The organism is Thalassospira sp. A40-3 (assembly GCF_015871485.1).
GTDB classification, from domain to species: Bacteria; Pseudomonadota; Alphaproteobacteria; order Rhodospirillales; family Thalassospiraceae; genus Thalassospira; species Thalassospira tepidiphila.
This window is the reverse complement of record NZ_CP065428.1, coordinates 2570336-2584086: the sequence shown is the minus strand read 5'-3', so window position 1 is coordinate 2584086 and position 13751 is coordinate 2570336. Positions and strand designations below refer to the sequence as shown.

At 55.7% G+C, this 13751-nt stretch carries 15 protein-coding genes; 6 read left to right on the top strand and 9 right to left on the bottom strand.

Annotated features, from left to right (window positions below; all coding sequences use genetic code 11):
* Nucleotides 1-17 precede the first annotated feature (17 nt).
* Together IT893_RS11825 and rnd are read left to right on the top strand one after the other, a co-directional pair.
* A complete protein-coding gene (locus IT893_RS11825) occupies nt 18-1106 on the top strand; it encodes a succinylglutamate desuccinylase/aspartoacylase family protein (protein ID WP_082923579.1) in 1089 nt (362 codons plus the stop codon).
* Between the two features lie 115 nt (nt 1107-1221).
* A complete protein-coding gene (gene rnd, locus IT893_RS11820) occupies nt 1222-2385 on the top strand; it encodes a ribonuclease D (protein ID WP_197145294.1) in 1164 nt (387 codons plus the stop codon).
* 77 nt (nt 2386-2462) lie between these two features.
* Here the strand turns inward: rnd and IT893_RS11815 are convergent, their stop codons facing one another.
* The gene (locus IT893_RS11815; protein ID WP_197145293.1) at nt 2463-3041 is read right to left on the bottom strand and encodes a TetR/AcrR family transcriptional regulator; all 579 of its coding nucleotides are present in this window, start codon (nt 3039-3041) and stop codon (nt 2463-2465) included.
* A gap of 175 nt (nt 3042-3216) precedes the next feature.
* Here IT893_RS11815 and IT893_RS11810 point away from each other — a divergent pair, with 175 nt between their 5' ends.
* Together IT893_RS11810 and IT893_RS11805 are read left to right on the top strand one after the other, a co-directional pair.
* A complete protein-coding gene (locus IT893_RS11810) occupies nt 3217-3765 on the top strand; it encodes a carboxymuconolactone decarboxylase family protein (RefSeq protein WP_197145292.1) in 549 nt (182 codons plus the stop codon).
* Nucleotides 3766-3871: 106 nt separating this feature from the next.
* Complete coding sequence (locus tag IT893_RS11805; protein ID WP_197145291.1) at nt 3872-4336, top strand: DUF1348 family protein; 465 nt, start codon at nt 3872-3874, stop codon at nt 4334-4336.
* 333 nt (nt 4337-4669) lie between these two features.
* Here the strand turns inward: IT893_RS11805 and IT893_RS11800 are convergent, their stop codons facing one another.
* The gene (locus IT893_RS11800; protein WP_197145290.1) at nt 4670-5536 is read right to left on the bottom strand and encodes an SDR family oxidoreductase; all 867 of its coding nucleotides are present in this window, start codon (nt 5534-5536) and stop codon (nt 4670-4672) included.
* Nucleotides 5537-5637: 101 nt separating this feature from the next.
* Between IT893_RS11800 and IT893_RS11795 the strand changes: the two genes are divergently transcribed.
* Nucleotides 5638-6555, top strand: coding sequence for a LysR family transcriptional regulator (locus tag IT893_RS11795; RefSeq protein ID WP_197145289.1), 918 nt, complete (start codon nt 5638-5640; stop codon nt 6553-6555).
* Between the two features lie 23 nt (nt 6556-6578).
* On the opposite strand, the gene IT893_RS11790 is transcribed toward IT893_RS11795, so the two are convergent.
* The 5 genes from IT893_RS11790 to IT893_RS11770 form a co-directional block, all read right to left on the bottom strand.
* Nucleotides 6579-7484, bottom strand: coding sequence for an NAD(P)-dependent oxidoreductase (locus IT893_RS11790; RefSeq protein WP_197145288.1), 906 nt, complete (start codon nt 7482-7484; stop codon nt 6579-6581).
* On the bottom strand, nt 7481-8017 hold the full coding sequence (gene rfbC / locus IT893_RS11785) for a dTDP-4-dehydrorhamnose 3,5-epimerase (RefSeq protein ID WP_197145287.1): 537 nt from the start codon (nt 8015-8017) through the stop codon (nt 7481-7483). Before rfbC ends, IT893_RS11790 begins: the two co-directional genes overlap by 4 nt.
* Entirely contained in the window at nt 8014-9246 is a 1233-nt protein-coding gene (locus tag IT893_RS11780; protein WP_197145286.1) for a class I SAM-dependent methyltransferase, read from the bottom strand. The genes rfbC and IT893_RS11780 overlap by 4 nt, the downstream gene beginning before the upstream one ends.
* Nucleotides 9247-9324: 78 nt before the next feature.
* Nucleotides 9325-10095 (bottom strand): glucose-1-phosphate cytidylyltransferase, encoded by a 771-nt coding sequence (gene rfbF / locus IT893_RS11775; protein WP_197145285.1) that lies wholly within the window; start codon nt 10093-10095, stop codon nt 9325-9327.
* Between the two features lie 42 nt (nt 10096-10137).
* The gene (locus IT893_RS11770; protein ID WP_197145284.1) at nt 10138-11031 is read right to left on the bottom strand and encodes a glycosyltransferase family 2 protein; all 894 of its coding nucleotides are present in this window, start codon (nt 11029-11031) and stop codon (nt 10138-10140) included.
* Nucleotides 11032-11326: 295 nt separating this feature from the next.
* Here IT893_RS11770 and IT893_RS11765 point away from each other — a divergent pair, with 295 nt between their 5' ends.
* A complete protein-coding gene (locus IT893_RS11765; protein WP_197145283.1) occupies nt 11327-12355 on the top strand; it encodes an NAD(P)-dependent oxidoreductase in 1029 nt (342 codons plus the stop codon).
* Between the two features lie 26 nt (nt 12356-12381).
* Here the strand turns inward: IT893_RS11765 and IT893_RS11760 are convergent, their stop codons facing one another.
* Nucleotides 12382-13344, bottom strand: coding sequence for a DUF1835 domain-containing protein (locus tag IT893_RS11760; RefSeq protein WP_197145282.1), 963 nt, complete (start codon nt 13342-13344; stop codon nt 12382-12384).
* The gene (locus IT893_RS11755; RefSeq protein WP_197145281.1) at nt 13344-13685 is read right to left on the bottom strand and encodes a hypothetical protein; all 342 of its coding nucleotides are present in this window, start codon (nt 13683-13685) and stop codon (nt 13344-13346) included. The genes IT893_RS11760 and IT893_RS11755 overlap by 1 nt, the downstream gene beginning before the upstream one ends.
* Nucleotides 13686-13751: the final 66 nt, after the last annotated feature.

Sequence of the window (13751 nt, the reverse complement as noted above, 5' to 3'; positions counted from 1 at the left end):
GAACAAGGGATACCACAATGAGCGAAACCGGATCACCCAAGGGGAAAGGCAAAGCGCCCAGAACCCCCAAGAACCCTGATTTTGAAATCGCTGGGAAAAAGGTTGCTCCGGGCACGCGCCAGATTGTTGATATCCCGATCTCGCTTTTGTCCAACCACACGCCGGTCAATCTGACGGTCAATGTCGTGCATGGCAAACGACCGGGTCCGGTGATTTTCGTCAGTGGCGCTGTCCATGGCGACGAGATTGTCGGGGTGGAGGTCATCCGCCGCGTTTTGAAATCAACCGCATTGCGCGGCATGCGTGGTACGTTGCTGGCCGTGCCCGTGGTCAATGCGTTCGGGTTTCTGAACAACACCCGCTATCTTCCCGACCGGCGCGATTTGAACCGCTGCTTCCCTGGGCATTCGCGTGGATCCCTGGCCGCACAGCTGGCGCATTTGTTTTTGCATGAAATTGTCGAAAGATCCGATTTCGGTATCGACCTGCATTCGGCGGCGGTTCACCGGGTTAACTTGCCGCAGATCCGGGTCAATGAAGATGACCCGAATATCATGGAATATGCCGAGGCGTTTGGCGCGCCGATCATCCTGACCAGTCCGCTGCGCGACGGATCACTGCGCGAGGCCGCGCGCGAGCTTGGCGTGCCGATCCTGCTGTTTGAGGCGGGTGAGGGGCTTCGTTTTGATGAAATGTCGATCCGTGCCGGGGTGTCGGGCGTTCTGCGCGTGATGCGCAAACTGGGCATGACATCGCAACGCACCGTGCGCGAACCGCGCGTGCCGTCATTCAAGTCCTCCAACAGCCATTGGCTGCGCGCACCGGCGGGCGGCATTTTGCGGACCTTCAAACTGGCCGGGGAGTTTGTCCGGGCCGGGGACGTGGCCGCGGCGGTATCCGATCCGTTCGGGCAACGTGACGAAGAAGTCATCGTGCGCGAGGAAGGCTTGATCATCGGGCGGACCAACCACCCGATTGTCAATCAGGGGGACGCGCTGTTTCATATCGCGTCGATCAAGCGGCCGTCGGAAGTCCAGGAACGCATGGACGCCATCGAAACCCATCTGCAATCCGATCCGCTTCTGGATGAGGACGAGATTATCTAGGGTCAGGACCTATTCTCTGGAGAGCCTTGGGGCATACGTTGCCCGAATACGGCGAAGATCAGCCCTGCATCGAAGCCACTGGCGAATTGTGGCAGGCAATGCTATAGCAGTCGGCATGGAACCAATTACAACTACAGAAGAACTTCGCAGTCTCTGTGAAAGATTGCGCAAGTTCGAATATGTCACTGTCGATACCGAATTCATGCGGGACTCGACCTATTGGCCGCAACTGTGTCTGGTGCAGCTGGCAAGTCCGGAGCCGTCCGATAACGGGGCTGCGGTCGATCCGCTTGCCGAGGGCATTGATCTGACGCCGCTGTTCGAGCTGATGCAGGACGAGGCGGTGGTCAAGGTGTTTCACGCCGCCCGCCAGGATATCGAGATTTTCGTCCATCTGTCGGGCAAGGTCCCCCATCCGGTGTTTGACACCCAGGTGGCGGCGATGGTGCTGGGCTACGGCGATCAGGTCGGCTATGAGACGCTGGTCAACAAGGTGGCGCGTAAAAGCATTGATAAATCGATGCGCTTTACCGACTGGTCGCGCCGTCCGCTTTCGACCAAACAGATCAGTTACGCGCTTTCGGATGTCACCCATCTGCGCGTGATCTATGAAGCGTTTCACGAGCGCCTTGAGGCCAATGGCCGTGCGGTCTGGCTGTTTGAGGAAATGGAACGCCTGACCGATCCGTCGATCTATTCGATTGATCCGGCCGAGGCATGGAAGCGGCTTAAAACCCGATCCAACAGCCCGAAATTCCTGGCCGTGGCACGTGCGCTTGGCGAATGGCGGGAAACCGAAGCACAGCGCAAGAACCTGCCGCGCAACCGGGTTTTGCGCGATGATACCTTGCTTGATATCGCTGCCCGTCAGCCGATGACCGACAAGGACCTTGATAAAACCCGTGGCGTTGGCCGGAACTTTGGCACCTCTAAACCCGGACAGGCGATTATCGAGGCGATCAAGGCAGCCCTTGATAGCCCGCAGGATCAGTGGCCGAAGCCAAAGGAACGCATCGAACTGCCAGCCGGGATCGGCCCGACGGTCGAGCTTCTGAAGGTGTTGCTTAAACTTTGCGCCGAGGAAAAGGGCGTTGCCCAGCGTCTGGTGGCATCAAGCGATGATCTTCAGAATATTGCCGCCGACGACAATGCCGATGTTCCGGCCATGCGTGGCTGGCGGCGTGATCTTTTCGGGCAATACGCGCTGCGTCTCAAGCACGGGCAGCTTGGCCTTAAGCTTAAAGACGGCGAAGTGGTGTTTGTCGAGCTTGACGGCTAGGTTGCATATTGCCGTGAAGAACAAAAAACGGGGCCTTCTGGCCCCGTTTTTGTTTTTGAACCGGTTTGACCAAACGATCAGACGGGCAGGGCGGCATCCAGCAATGCGGTTGCCATGGTTTTGGCGATCCGGGCCGATTCGGGCATGCCGCGCACCTGGGCTGTGACAATTGCCCCTTCCTTGAGCAGGGCGAGTTGTTCGGCAAGTTGTTTGGGATCGGACGCGCCGGCCTTGGTGCACAGATCGGCAATATGTTCGAGCACGCAGCGTTTGTGTTCGGCGGCGATCTGGTGGGCCGGGTGATCAAGTTTGGCAAACTCGCTTGAGGCGTTGATAAACGCGCAGCCGGAAAAGCCCATGCCCTTGAAGGCGCGGCCATGAAACCATTCTTCGAGTGCGTCAAACATCGCAAGAAGCTGTCCGCGCGGATCGGATGCGGCCTTTTGCATTTCGGTTGTCAGCCAGTCGCGGAATTGTTCATCGCGGCGCATAAGGGCGGCCAGGATCAATTCATCCTTGGACTTGAAGTGTTTGTACATCGTCATTTTGGCGACGCCGGACTCGGCCAGAATCTTGTCGATTCCGGTGGCGTTGAAGCCCTGTGTATAGAAAAGACGCAGGGCCGTATCGACGAGAACGTCGCGTTTAGACTTCAATTTACTTACTCCAATAGTCAGACCGGTCTGTATTCTTGTGGCGGGAAAGCCGCAGAATTGCAAGCGTTTCAGATGCAAGAACGGTCATTCCAAAAATATATTTGACAAGTAGACAGACCTGTCTGTATATATGTTTTCAACACTGATCAACCCGAACTTGTTTAGGAGAGTTTCAATGACCCGTATTTCCCTGCCTGCTTCGATCGATGCTGCACCGGAAGCTTCCCAGCCGCTTCTTGAAGGTGTGAACAAGATGCTTGGTTCGGTTCCAAACCTGTTTCGCTTGACGGCAAACAGCCCGGCCGCCCTTGAGGGCTATCTTGGTTTGAATGGGGCGCTTGCCAAAGGGGCGCTTGATCCCCAGACCCGCGAACGCATTGCCCTTGCGGTCGCACAGCTTAATGGCTGTGACTATTGCCTGTCGGCGCATACCTATTTGGGCAAAAACATCGCCAAACTTGATGACGCCGAGATCGCGGCAAACCGCAATGGCACGTCGAGCGATCAGAAGGCCGATGCGGCTGTGCGCTTTGCCGTCGCTTTGGTCAAAAACCGTGGCCAGGTAAGTGAAGGTGAGGTCAGTGCTGCCAAGCTTGCCGGTTACAGCGAGGCCGAACTGGTCGAGATCGTGGCGCATGTCGCGCTTAATACCCTGACCAATTACCTCAACGAAGCCTTTGATACCCCGATTGATTTCCCGGTGGTGAATGCCTCTGCTGCCTAAGGCAGGGTCCACTTCCGGCAACTCCCCCGGTCGGCATTCCCCCCTCCGCATGTTGCTGCGCGCCGACCGGGGTTCCTTTATCGACCAAACACCAAAGGATCAGATGATGTCACGGCCACCTTTTCCACCTTTTAACGTCGAAACCGCCAAACAGAAGGTCCGTATGGCCGAGGATGGCTGGAACGGCCGCGATCCCGAGAAGGTGTCGCTGGCCTATACGCCAGACAGCCGTTGGCGGAACCGTGCCGAGATTTTCGAGGGCCGGGAAAACATCGTTGAATTCCTGACCCGCAAATGGGCCAAGGAGATGGAGTACCGTTTGATCAAGGAACTCTGGGCGTTTCACGAAAACCGCATCGCTGTGCGCTTTGCCTATGAGTATCGCGACGACAGCGGCAACTGGTTTCGGGCCTATGGCAACGAAAACTGGGAATTTGATGAAGACGGCCTGATGCGCCATCGCGTGGCATCGATCAATGACAAGCCGATTTCGGCTGAAGACCGGCTGTTTCATTGGCCGCTTGGCCGCCGTCCGGATGATCATCCGGGGCTGTCAGACCTGGGGCTTTAGTCCCGATTTAGATCACCCCGCCATGTTCCGGGTCCTTTGGCGGACAGGAAAGTTCGGCGGAAACGCGTTCTACTTGGGGCCTGACCCCAGGCAGGCAAGATGGTGCGTCCCCGGTGCTGTCTTGCCTGTCCCCCGCCCCCCGCATAGGAGCCTGAACATGATTATCAAATATATCGCTTTTTCGATTACCTCGACCGCCGTGCTTTTTGTCTCTTCTCTGCTGACCTTTACCCCATGAAGGTCAGGGACCATTTGGTCCGTTTCTGATGCCTCCCTGAAAACTTGCCGGGCCCCTTTCGGGGCCCGTTTTTGTGTGTTGGTAATGGGGTTGGGTCAGCTTGCCAGGGCGGATTTGATGAAATCCTCAACCGATTGTGGCTTGCGTCCGACGAGTTTTTCGAAATCGTTGCTCACGGTTTCGTAGTCGCCTTTCTTCGCCCCGACATAGAGACCGGCAAGGGCTTCGATCAGATGATCGGGCAGGCCGAGGCTTTTGAGGATACCGGTATGGACCTCTGCGGGCAGGTCTACAAACTTCACGGGCTTACCGGTGGCGTCAGAAATGTAGCCCGCGATTTCGGCGTGCGACACACCCTTGGTTCCGGTCAGGTCATAGGTTTTGTTTCCGTGATCAGCGGGCTTGGCAAGGACCACGGCGGCGGCTTCTGCCAGGTCATTGCGCGGGATATAGGTGATTTTGGCATCACCCGCCGGGGCGCCATAGTCGCCGGTTTCAAGCGCATGCGGCACACCGGCCAGCAGAAGATCGGCATAGAAGCTGTTGCGCAAAATGGTGAAGGCGAGGCCGCTTTGGCGGATGTAGTTTTCGGTATCAAGGTGAATGGCCGAATAGGTGAAATCGGCATCCGCCTTGGGATCGACAATGCCGGTATAGACGATGTGTTTGACACCTGCGGCCTTGGCGGCATCGACAGCGGTGCGGTGTTGTTGGATGCGGGTTGCGTTGTCGTCCTCGGCCGAGATGATGAGGGCGGTGTCAATGCCGGCGAACGCCTTGGTCATCAGGGCAAGGTCATTGAAATCGCCCGCGCGGACATCAATGCCCTTGGCGCTCAGGTCTGCGGCCTTTTCAGGCTTGCGGACACTGATGGCGATGTCGCTTGCCGGGATGCGATCAAGCAGATGTTTGACAACAAGGCTTCCGAGTTGGCCGGTCGCACCGGTGATGAGGATGGTCATGTCAGTTTCTCCGATAAGGGGTCAGGCATCGCCTGTTCATGTGAGAAATCTGGACCCAATAATGCATATGATCAATTCGATGGGTATGATAATACTTATGCATGAAAATCGATGAATTGGATCTTGATTACCGCCTGCTTCGGCTGTTCCTGACGATTTATGACGAGGGATCGGTGACAGCCGCCGCACACCGTCTTGATGTCGGGCAGCCGACGGTCAGTCACGGGCTGGATCGGTTGCGCCAGATTATTGGCGATCCGCTATTTGTCCGGTCAGGCAGATCAGTTGCACCGACCGCCCATGCCGACGAAATTGCGCCACAGGTGCGTGGGTTATTGCAGGGGATGCGCGGCCTGACCCGTGTGGTGGCGTTTGATCCCGGTAATGCCGATCATTCTGCGCGCTTTGTGCTTGGTGCCAATGATTACGAGGTGGCGGTGATCCTGCCGGCCCTGATGAAGCGGTTGCAAAACTGTTCTGCTGATGTGCGGCTTCAGGTCGTATCGGTGCCGGGCGTAGACCGCATGGTCAAATGGCTGCGCGATGGCACGATTGATCATGCGATCACGATTGATCAATCGGGCAAGCATGGCGATATCGCCCGCCAGGGCCTGTTTCGCGAACGGATGCGGTGTTTTTATGATCCGGCATTTCACGACGACGGGCCGCCCGATACGCTGGACCGGTATTGCGCGGCCAGCCATGCGCGCGTGATGATCGGGGCCAATGACAGTTCGGAAATCGATGTCATCCTGCGTGGCCTTGGCCGATCAAGGCGCACAGTGCTTCAGGTGCCGACCTTTGCCAGTGTCGCCAACCTCATCCGAGACACCGACATCATCGCCACCCTGCCGTCGCGCCTGTCAGGCTCCATGATGCAGGATTTTGGCCAGTTCGATCTGCCGCTCACGTTCCGCGAATATGGCTTCGCCCAATACTGGCACGTCCGCAACGCCGCCAACGCCGCGCATAAATGGCTTCGAGGCGAGATTTTCCGGGCGTCGCGTGGGTTGGGGTAGGGAGGCGCTTGAACAAGCCCGAATCAAGCCGGGTGGGATTGCCACCATTCAATGCAGTTTTCAAGTGCCGCTTGGAGATCAAATTCGCGCCTGAATCCAACTGTTTGGGTAAGCGTTGAGGTGTCTGGGACCAGATAGGGCGGATCATCCGGGCGGTCGGGTATGCTGCCCGCGGCGATGGTGCCACGGCCAATGAGGCTTTTGATGGTTTCGGCGACGTCAAGCAGGCTGTGGCCCTCGCCGGATGCGATATTGATCAGGCCCGTGAAGGGATGATCGATCAGCTTGGCAAAGGCGGCACTGGCATCAGCGACATGCATGAAATCGCGGATCTGTTTGCCAGAACTCATTTTGGCAGTTTCACCGGCCAGCAGGGCGCGTGTGATGGCCGGAACAAACCGTGCGGGGGCCTCTTTCGGGCCGCACAGCAGGAACAGGCGTCCCCAGGCGATGGCGGCACCCTTGGCGTTCAGGTCCAGACAATGCCGGGCAAGCTTCAGCTTCTCCTGACCATAGATTGTGTGCGGATTGCAGGTTGCATCCTCAGTCAGTTTCTGACCCGGCGCAATACCCTGCCAGTCATATTCGGCACAGCTTCCGGCAAGCACGGCACGTTTGCCGCCCTGTTCATGGAAACGATCAAGAAGATCGATACTGGCTTCGCGCCAATCTGGATTATCCGGCGCGTTCCAAAAATGACCGTGCTTGGTCTGCCAGGCCAGATGGATCAGCCCGTCGGGGCGTTCGGATGCGATCAGGTGTTTGCGAAAACTGGCATCCAGCAGGTCACCCGTCACATGTCGTCCGGGGAGCTCGCCATCTTCTGGCACAGTTCGTCCGCAGGTGATGACATCATGGCCAGCCGAGATCAGCTTTTGGCAGGCATAGGGGCCGATCAGGCCGTTGGCACCGGTAACGAGGACCTTCATTTTGATGGCTCGTAATCAGGGTAGTTGGCATCACGATCGTTGATGATCGCTGGCTTTTCGGGCCATGAAATACCGAAAGTCGGGTCGTTCCAGCGCACGCCCGATGCGAGATCGGGCACGAAGGGCGCGCCCATCAGATAGAGAACCTCAGTATCGGGTTCAAGCGTCAGGAAGCCATGTGCGCAGCCCGCCGGAATGATCAGGGAATTGCGGTTGGCTGCTGACAATTCGGCGCCCACCCATTTGCAGTAGCTTGCTGAATCTGGTCGCAAATCAATGACCACATCATAGATCGCGCCGGAAGTGCAGCGCACGATTTTGGGGTCGCCAACCGGGGCTGCCTGATAATGCATACCGCGCAGTGTGCCCGCATGGTGATTAAAGGACAGATTTGCCTGAACGACCTCGAAGTCATGGCCATTTGCAGCCAGTTCTTCTGTGCAGAAGGAGCGTGCGAAAAAGCCGCGATCATCGCTGTGCTTTTCAAGCTCGATCAGGTCGACGCCAATGATATCTGTCGCAATAAATTTCATCCGATCACTTCGACCCTGGGGATGGCAACCATGAACTGTCCGCCCCAATCCTTAACATGTGCCATGTCTTTCATGATCTCGGCCGACAGGTTCCATGGCAGGATCAGGACATAGTCCGGTTTCGCGACCTTGAGGTGGTCGGGTGCGTGGACCGGAATATGGCTGCCGGGCAGGAGCGTGTTTTGCTTGTGCGGGTTGGCATCAACCACAAAATCAATCAGGTCGGTACCAATGTCGCAGTAGTTCAACAGCGTATTGCCCTTGGCGGCTGCACCATAGCCGGCAACGGTTTTGCCCTCTGTCTTGGCGGATTTGAGGAAAGCCAGCAGATCGTCCCGGATCTTGCGGCATTTCGCGTCAAAGCCTTCGTAGCAGTCAAGGGTTGCGATGCCAGCATTGGCTTCCTTGGTACGGAGTGCCTTTAGCCGATCAGTTTCGGGCCGGGTGCCGATGGTTTTCTGGGCCCAGACGCGCAGGCTGCCGCCATGGGTTGGGAGTTCTTCGACATCAAAGACCTTAAGGCCATTTTGCTCAAAACATTTCTCGACCGCGTAAAGCGACAGGTAGGAGAAATGTTCGTGGTAAATGGTGTCGAACTGGGTCTTTTCCAAAAGGTTCAGAAGATGCGGGAATTCAAAGGTTGATACCCCGTCATCGGCCAAAATCGTGGCAAAACCCGAGACGAAATCGTTGATGTCGGGCACGTGGGCAAGAACATTGTTGGCTGCGGTCAGGCTTGCGTGGCCGTGTTTGGCGACGACCTTTTCGGCCGTTTCCTTGCCAAAGAAGGCAACGAGGCTTTTAACGCCTTTTTTCTCGGCTTCCTTGGCAATGTTGGCAGCCGGTTCAACGCCCAGAACCGGGATTGATTTGGCAACAAAATGCTGCAGCAAATAGCCATCGTTGGACGCCACTTCGACCACGAATGAGTCTTTGCCAAGATCAAGCCGTTCTGCTGCTGCTTCGCAGTATTTGCGGGCATGCTCGACCCAGCTTGAGGAGTAGCTTGAGAAATAGGCATAGTGACTGAAAATGTCAGACGGCGGGACAACGTCATCGACCTGAACAAGGAAGCAATTCTCGCACACACGCGCATGCAACGGATAGCGCGGGTCCGTCTGGTCTGCCTGATCAAGCGGCACAAAGGAGTTGGCAAGCGCACTCAGGCCAAGATCAACGAGTGTGTGTTTCAGGTCGGTTCCGCAGGCGCGGCAGGTTGGCGTTGTCATTTCGTATCCATCATCACATCAGGCGGGGCGATCTGGCGCCCCAGGATTTAGCGCATTTCAGCCGTCATCGAGCTTGGCTTACCAAATTTTCCACGGTGCTTTGCCTTCTGACCACAAGTTTTCAAGCATATGCTTTTCGCGGAGTGTATCCATCGGTTGCCAGAAACCATCGTGACGCCACGCAGAAAGTTCACCCTGATCAGACAGGTTGCGCAGCGGTTCTGCTTCCCAGACGGTTTTGTCTTCTGCAATTTCGTTGAGTACGGATTTTTCGCAGACAAAGAAGCCGGCATTGATGCGCGCACCATCGCCAAGCGGCTTCTCCTGAAACGTGGTGACGCGATCGCCATCAAGGACCGTCGCACCGAAGCGGCCCGGAGGTGATACCACCGTCATGGTTGCCTTGCGGCCCTGTTTTTTGTGGAAGTCGATACTGGCGGTGATATCGACATTGCCAAGCCCGTCGCCGTAGGTCAGGCAGAAGGGGGCATTATCATCAAGATGGTCAGCGACACGCTTGATACGGCCGCCTGTCATGCTGTTCAGGCCGGTATCGACCAGCGTTATTTTCCAGGGCTCTGCATTGGCATTGTGATATTCGAGCTGATTGGTCGCCATATCGATGGTTACATCGGCATGATGCAGGAAGTAGTTGGCGAAATATTCCTTGATCACATAGCCCTTGTAGCCAAGGCAGATCACGAATTCATTCACCCCGTGTGCCGCGTATATCTTCATCAGGTGCCACAGGATCGGCTTGCCACCAATTTCGACCATCGGCTTTGGTCTGACCGATGTTTCTTCACTCAGTCGGCTGCCATATCCGCCCGCAAGAATTACTGCCTTCATTTGAAAAGAATTCCACTCACTCAGGGTTTGCTTTCAGAGGCCTTAACGCTGTGTCGCGCGCGGCTGTTTTGAGGCCCGCACACCGATCAACGCGCCAAGCGAGCCAAAAAATCTTGCAAGATCACGCCAGCCCTTTTTGCGTTGCATGGTGATCCCATACAAGAGCGCCTTCCAGCCGTATCGCACAGTGTGTTTCAGACCAAGACATATCGCCGCCAAACGGCCCTTATATTTGCGTTCAAAGTATATGCGTGACCATGCTAGGTGCCAGAACTTTTCCCAGTAATAAGCACGGTTGGGGCGAACGGACCCCCCATTGAGATGCATGACAACTGAATCAGCAACAAGGATCATGCCATGCCCGGCACGGAGCATGCGTGCGCACATGTCGTCATCGTCGAAATAAAGAAAAATTTCCGGATCATAGAAACCAACCTGACGCATGACGTCCATGCGGACCAGATTGACCGCGCCGGATAGGAATTCGACGCAGAGCGGCCCTTCGGGCACGCAATCATAGGCAAGTCGGCCATAATCGCGACGTTTCCAGAGTTCGACATCATGGCTGGGTTCGATATCGCCATTGCCATCCTTATGTAGTGGGCCGAACATCGCAGCATCTGGGTATTGGTCCGCGGCGGCGACAAGTGCGTCAATGGCATCACCGGTCATCAAAGAGTCCGGATTGGCCAGCAGGGCAAATTCGGTTTCGACAATCTCAAGACCCTGACTCGCAGCGGTTCCATAGCCAAGGCCAACGCGATTGCGGATCATTTTGGCATCCGGGCGCAAATTGGTGACGATATCAAGCGTATCGTCCTCGGAGGCGTTATCGATGACAATCAGTGGCAGGTCGGCAGGAAGCGATTTCAACAGCCCGCCAATAACGAGCCCCCCGTTATGGGTGATCGTGATAACTGTTGTTCTCGCCGTCATTTATTTTTCCTGCAGAAAATCCATGTCCCTTGTGGGGCTGAACATACTCAATCCGAACATAATGTCCAACGACAGATTCCGGCCAAGTTGAAAATAATCGTGGGCATTCCAGCGCCTTAAAAAGCTCAGAGGTTTTAGTGCGCTTATAAGGGTGTTTGCTGTTTTGCTGTTGAAAGCATTTCCGCGAGGATTTAGAAAATGCGGCAGGAAAAGTATTGCTTGTTCGCTTTGCGGATGCGGGTGGTTGTGCCGCAAAACGAACTCCTTAACACGCATATCAACAGAAAGACTTTTTATGAAAGTATTATTGACCGGTTATCAGGGCTATGTCGGAAGTGTCATGTCCGGGTATCTCAAGTCCCGCGGCCATTCTGTCATCGGTCTTGATACAGGCTATTTCAATGGTCTCGACCTTTGGACGCCGCCATCCGTGGATGAAGTCAGAACCGTTGATATGCGAAATGTGCAGGAAAAGGATATCGAAGGCGTTGAAGCCATCATTCATCTGGCTGCGCTCAGCAATGACCCGCTGGGTGATTTTGCGCCGGAGTTGACTGACGATATCAATTTCAAGGCAACCATGAAATTGGCCGAGATAGCCAAGAAGCGTGGCATCAAACGTTTTGTGTTTGCGTCTTCTTGTTCGCTTTACGGTGCTGCTGATGTTTCAAAGCCGGTCGATGAAACATCGCCAACGCTTCCACTGACGCCATATGCGAAAAGCAAAATTGATTGTGAAAACGCCTTGCTTGCGATGAAAGACGAGAACTTCGAGCCAGTCTTCATGCGCAATGCGACGTGTTATGGTGACTCCCCGCGTATTCGTATTGATGTTGTCCTGAATAACCTGACAGCCCGTGCGATTGTTTCTGGGGAGGTGAAGCTTCTGTCTGATGGATCTGCCTGGCGCCCGCTTTTGCATGTCGAAGACATGAGCGCGAGTTTTGAAGCCGTTCTGACCGCACCGGCCAACCTTGTGAGTGGGGAAGCCTTTAACGTCGGCACCAACGAGCAGAATTATCAGGTTATTGATATTGCCAGAACTGTTCAGAAAGTCGTTCCGGGCTGTGATCTGACTTATTCCGATGACGCGCAGGCGGATGCGCGCAGCTACCGTGTGTCATTTGACAAGCTTCATAGTGTGCTTCCGAATATCGGTTTTAAATGGAATGCGGAAAAGGGGGCTGCGCAGGTTGCTGAGCGCCTGAAAGCGGAAAAAGCGAAAGCAGAAGACCTGTTTGGCAGAAAGCACATTCGTCTTGAGCAGCTTAAGTATCTGGTGGAAAACCAGAACGTGAACGCGGATCTTTTCTGGAACGCTTAAACCTAAGAGTCGACGAATCAGTCCGCTTATAGCGGGCTGATTCTTATACCGCCAACCCAACGGGTGCCGGTAAAGTTATCAAGGAAATTACGCGTGCCAGACAAGGTTTCGTGGCCGGTGTTGGTGAGGGTGATGGTGCGTTCGGCCCAGTTGGTTTTGGGGGTGGCGGGCGTGAGGATGAAGAGCGGGTCCTGGCAGTCCATCATCCATTGGATTTCTGACCAGAACATCAGATCGCCGAGATAGGGCAGCGGATCGTAGGTTCGCATCAGGTGGCCGAAGACCTTGCCGACGGGGAGCGGGCCGTGGTCCTTGATGATTTGCAGGGTGAGTTTTTGGGGCAGGCTTAGGCCGGTTTGCGGGTCGGGCAGTTCGGCGAGATGGCGTTTGAGGGCGCCGATCATATGTGGCAGGGGAGCATTGCCGGTTGCCGCAAGCGTTTTAAGGTCGTTTGAGGTGTCTTGGCGGACGGCCTTCCAGACTTTGCTGCCAAATGTCAGCATGTCGCTGTTAAGCGGCTGGCGTTGAGTGTTCCAGCACCAGATCAGACCATCGAGGGAGAGTTGACCAAGGCCGATGAAGCGGTCGATGGCTTCGGACGCGGGCGCGTGATTGACGGAGATGACGTCGATATTGGTTTCGGGCTGGATGCTGGCGATGGCATCCATCAGGAAGGCCAGAATCAGCTGATCGTAGCTGTCATGTTCGAACCAGAGCACGACATGGTCATACTGCCCAAGGCGACCCAGCGCATCATATTCGCGCCTGAGACGTTCAAGTGCTGCATCACCGGGCAGGTCGTAAGCGCCGGCAATAAAGGCCGCACGGGTTTCGATGAAGGCATCGCGCGGCAGATCGGGCACCGGGCCCTGACAAAAAGGATCGGAGAATTCCAGAAAATCGCCGATGAAGCCTGCCTGCCTAAGGCCATCGCGGATATCGGAGCCGCAACGGACATGCAGCGTGGCTTGGGTGTCGAGCGGTTTCATTATTCGCCTGGGACCGGGACGTCCGTGCTCGCCCGAAGGGCACTCAGCAATGAGAGCATGGTGTCGGGCACATCGGATGCGGCGATTTTGGCATTGGCCGGATCTTCGTCCGGATTGGCAAACAATGGGGCAATATCGCCAAGTCGGGCAGACCGCAGTGCAATCAGAAGGTCAATCAGTGATTTCTCCTCATCGCGGGCGGCAGCGCGAAGCTTTTCAATGTCGTCGTCGGTATCTGGCAGAACGGCTATTTCCTGACAAAGCGTTTGAAAGGACATCTGTGCCAGTGCGCCCACGATATCACGCGCGGTGTGATCGGATGGCTGTTTGGTGTCGGTCATGACACGGCACTCCTGATCAGAAAAGAGATTGATGATCGTGCCGGTTTTGGTGTGGGGCGTCAATAA

Coding starts and splice junctions, on each gene's coding strand:
- IT893_RS11825 (WP_082923579.1), top strand. CDS start 18: ATGAGCGAAACCGGATCACCCAAGGGGAAAGGCAAAGCGCCCAGAACC.
- rnd (WP_197145294.1), top strand. CDS start 1,222: ATGGAACCAATTACAACTACAGAAGAACTTCGCAGTCTCTGTGAAAGA.
- IT893_RS11810 (WP_197145292.1), top strand. CDS start 3,217: ATGACCCGTATTTCCCTGCCTGCTTCGATCGATGCTGCACCGGAAGCT.
- IT893_RS11805 (WP_197145291.1), top strand. CDS start 3,872: ATGTCACGGCCACCTTTTCCACCTTTTAACGTCGAAACCGCCAAACAG.
- IT893_RS11800 (WP_197145290.1), bottom strand. CDS start 5,536: ATGACCATCCTCATCACCGGTGCGACCGGCCAACTCGGAAGCCTTGTT.
- IT893_RS11795 (WP_197145289.1), top strand. CDS start 5,638: ATGAAAATCGATGAATTGGATCTTGATTACCGCCTGCTTCGGCTGTTC.
- IT893_RS11790 (WP_197145288.1), bottom strand. CDS start 7,484: ATGAAGGTCCTCGTTACCGGTGCCAACGGCCTGATCGGCCCCTATGCC.
- rfbC (WP_197145287.1), bottom strand. CDS start 8,017: ATGAAATTTATTGCGACAGATATCATTGGCGTCGACCTGATCGAGCTT.
- IT893_RS11780 (WP_197145286.1), bottom strand. CDS start 9,246: ATGACAACGCCAACCTGCCGCGCCTGCGGAACCGACCTGAAACACACA.
- rfbF (WP_197145285.1), bottom strand. CDS start 10,095: ATGAAGGCAGTAATTCTTGCGGGCGGATATGGCAGCCGACTGAGTGAA.
- IT893_RS11770 (WP_197145284.1), bottom strand. CDS start 11,031: ATGACGGCGAGAACAACAGTTATCACGATCACCCATAACGGGGGGCTC.
- IT893_RS11765 (WP_197145283.1), top strand. CDS start 11,327: ATGAAAGTATTATTGACCGGTTATCAGGGCTATGTCGGAAGTGTCATG.
- IT893_RS11760 (WP_197145282.1), bottom strand. CDS start 13,344: ATGAAACCGCTCGACACCCAAGCCACGCTGCATGTCCGTTGCGGCTCC.
- IT893_RS11755 (WP_197145281.1), bottom strand. CDS start 13,685: ATGACCGACACCAAACAGCCATCCGATCACACCGCGCGTGATATCGTG.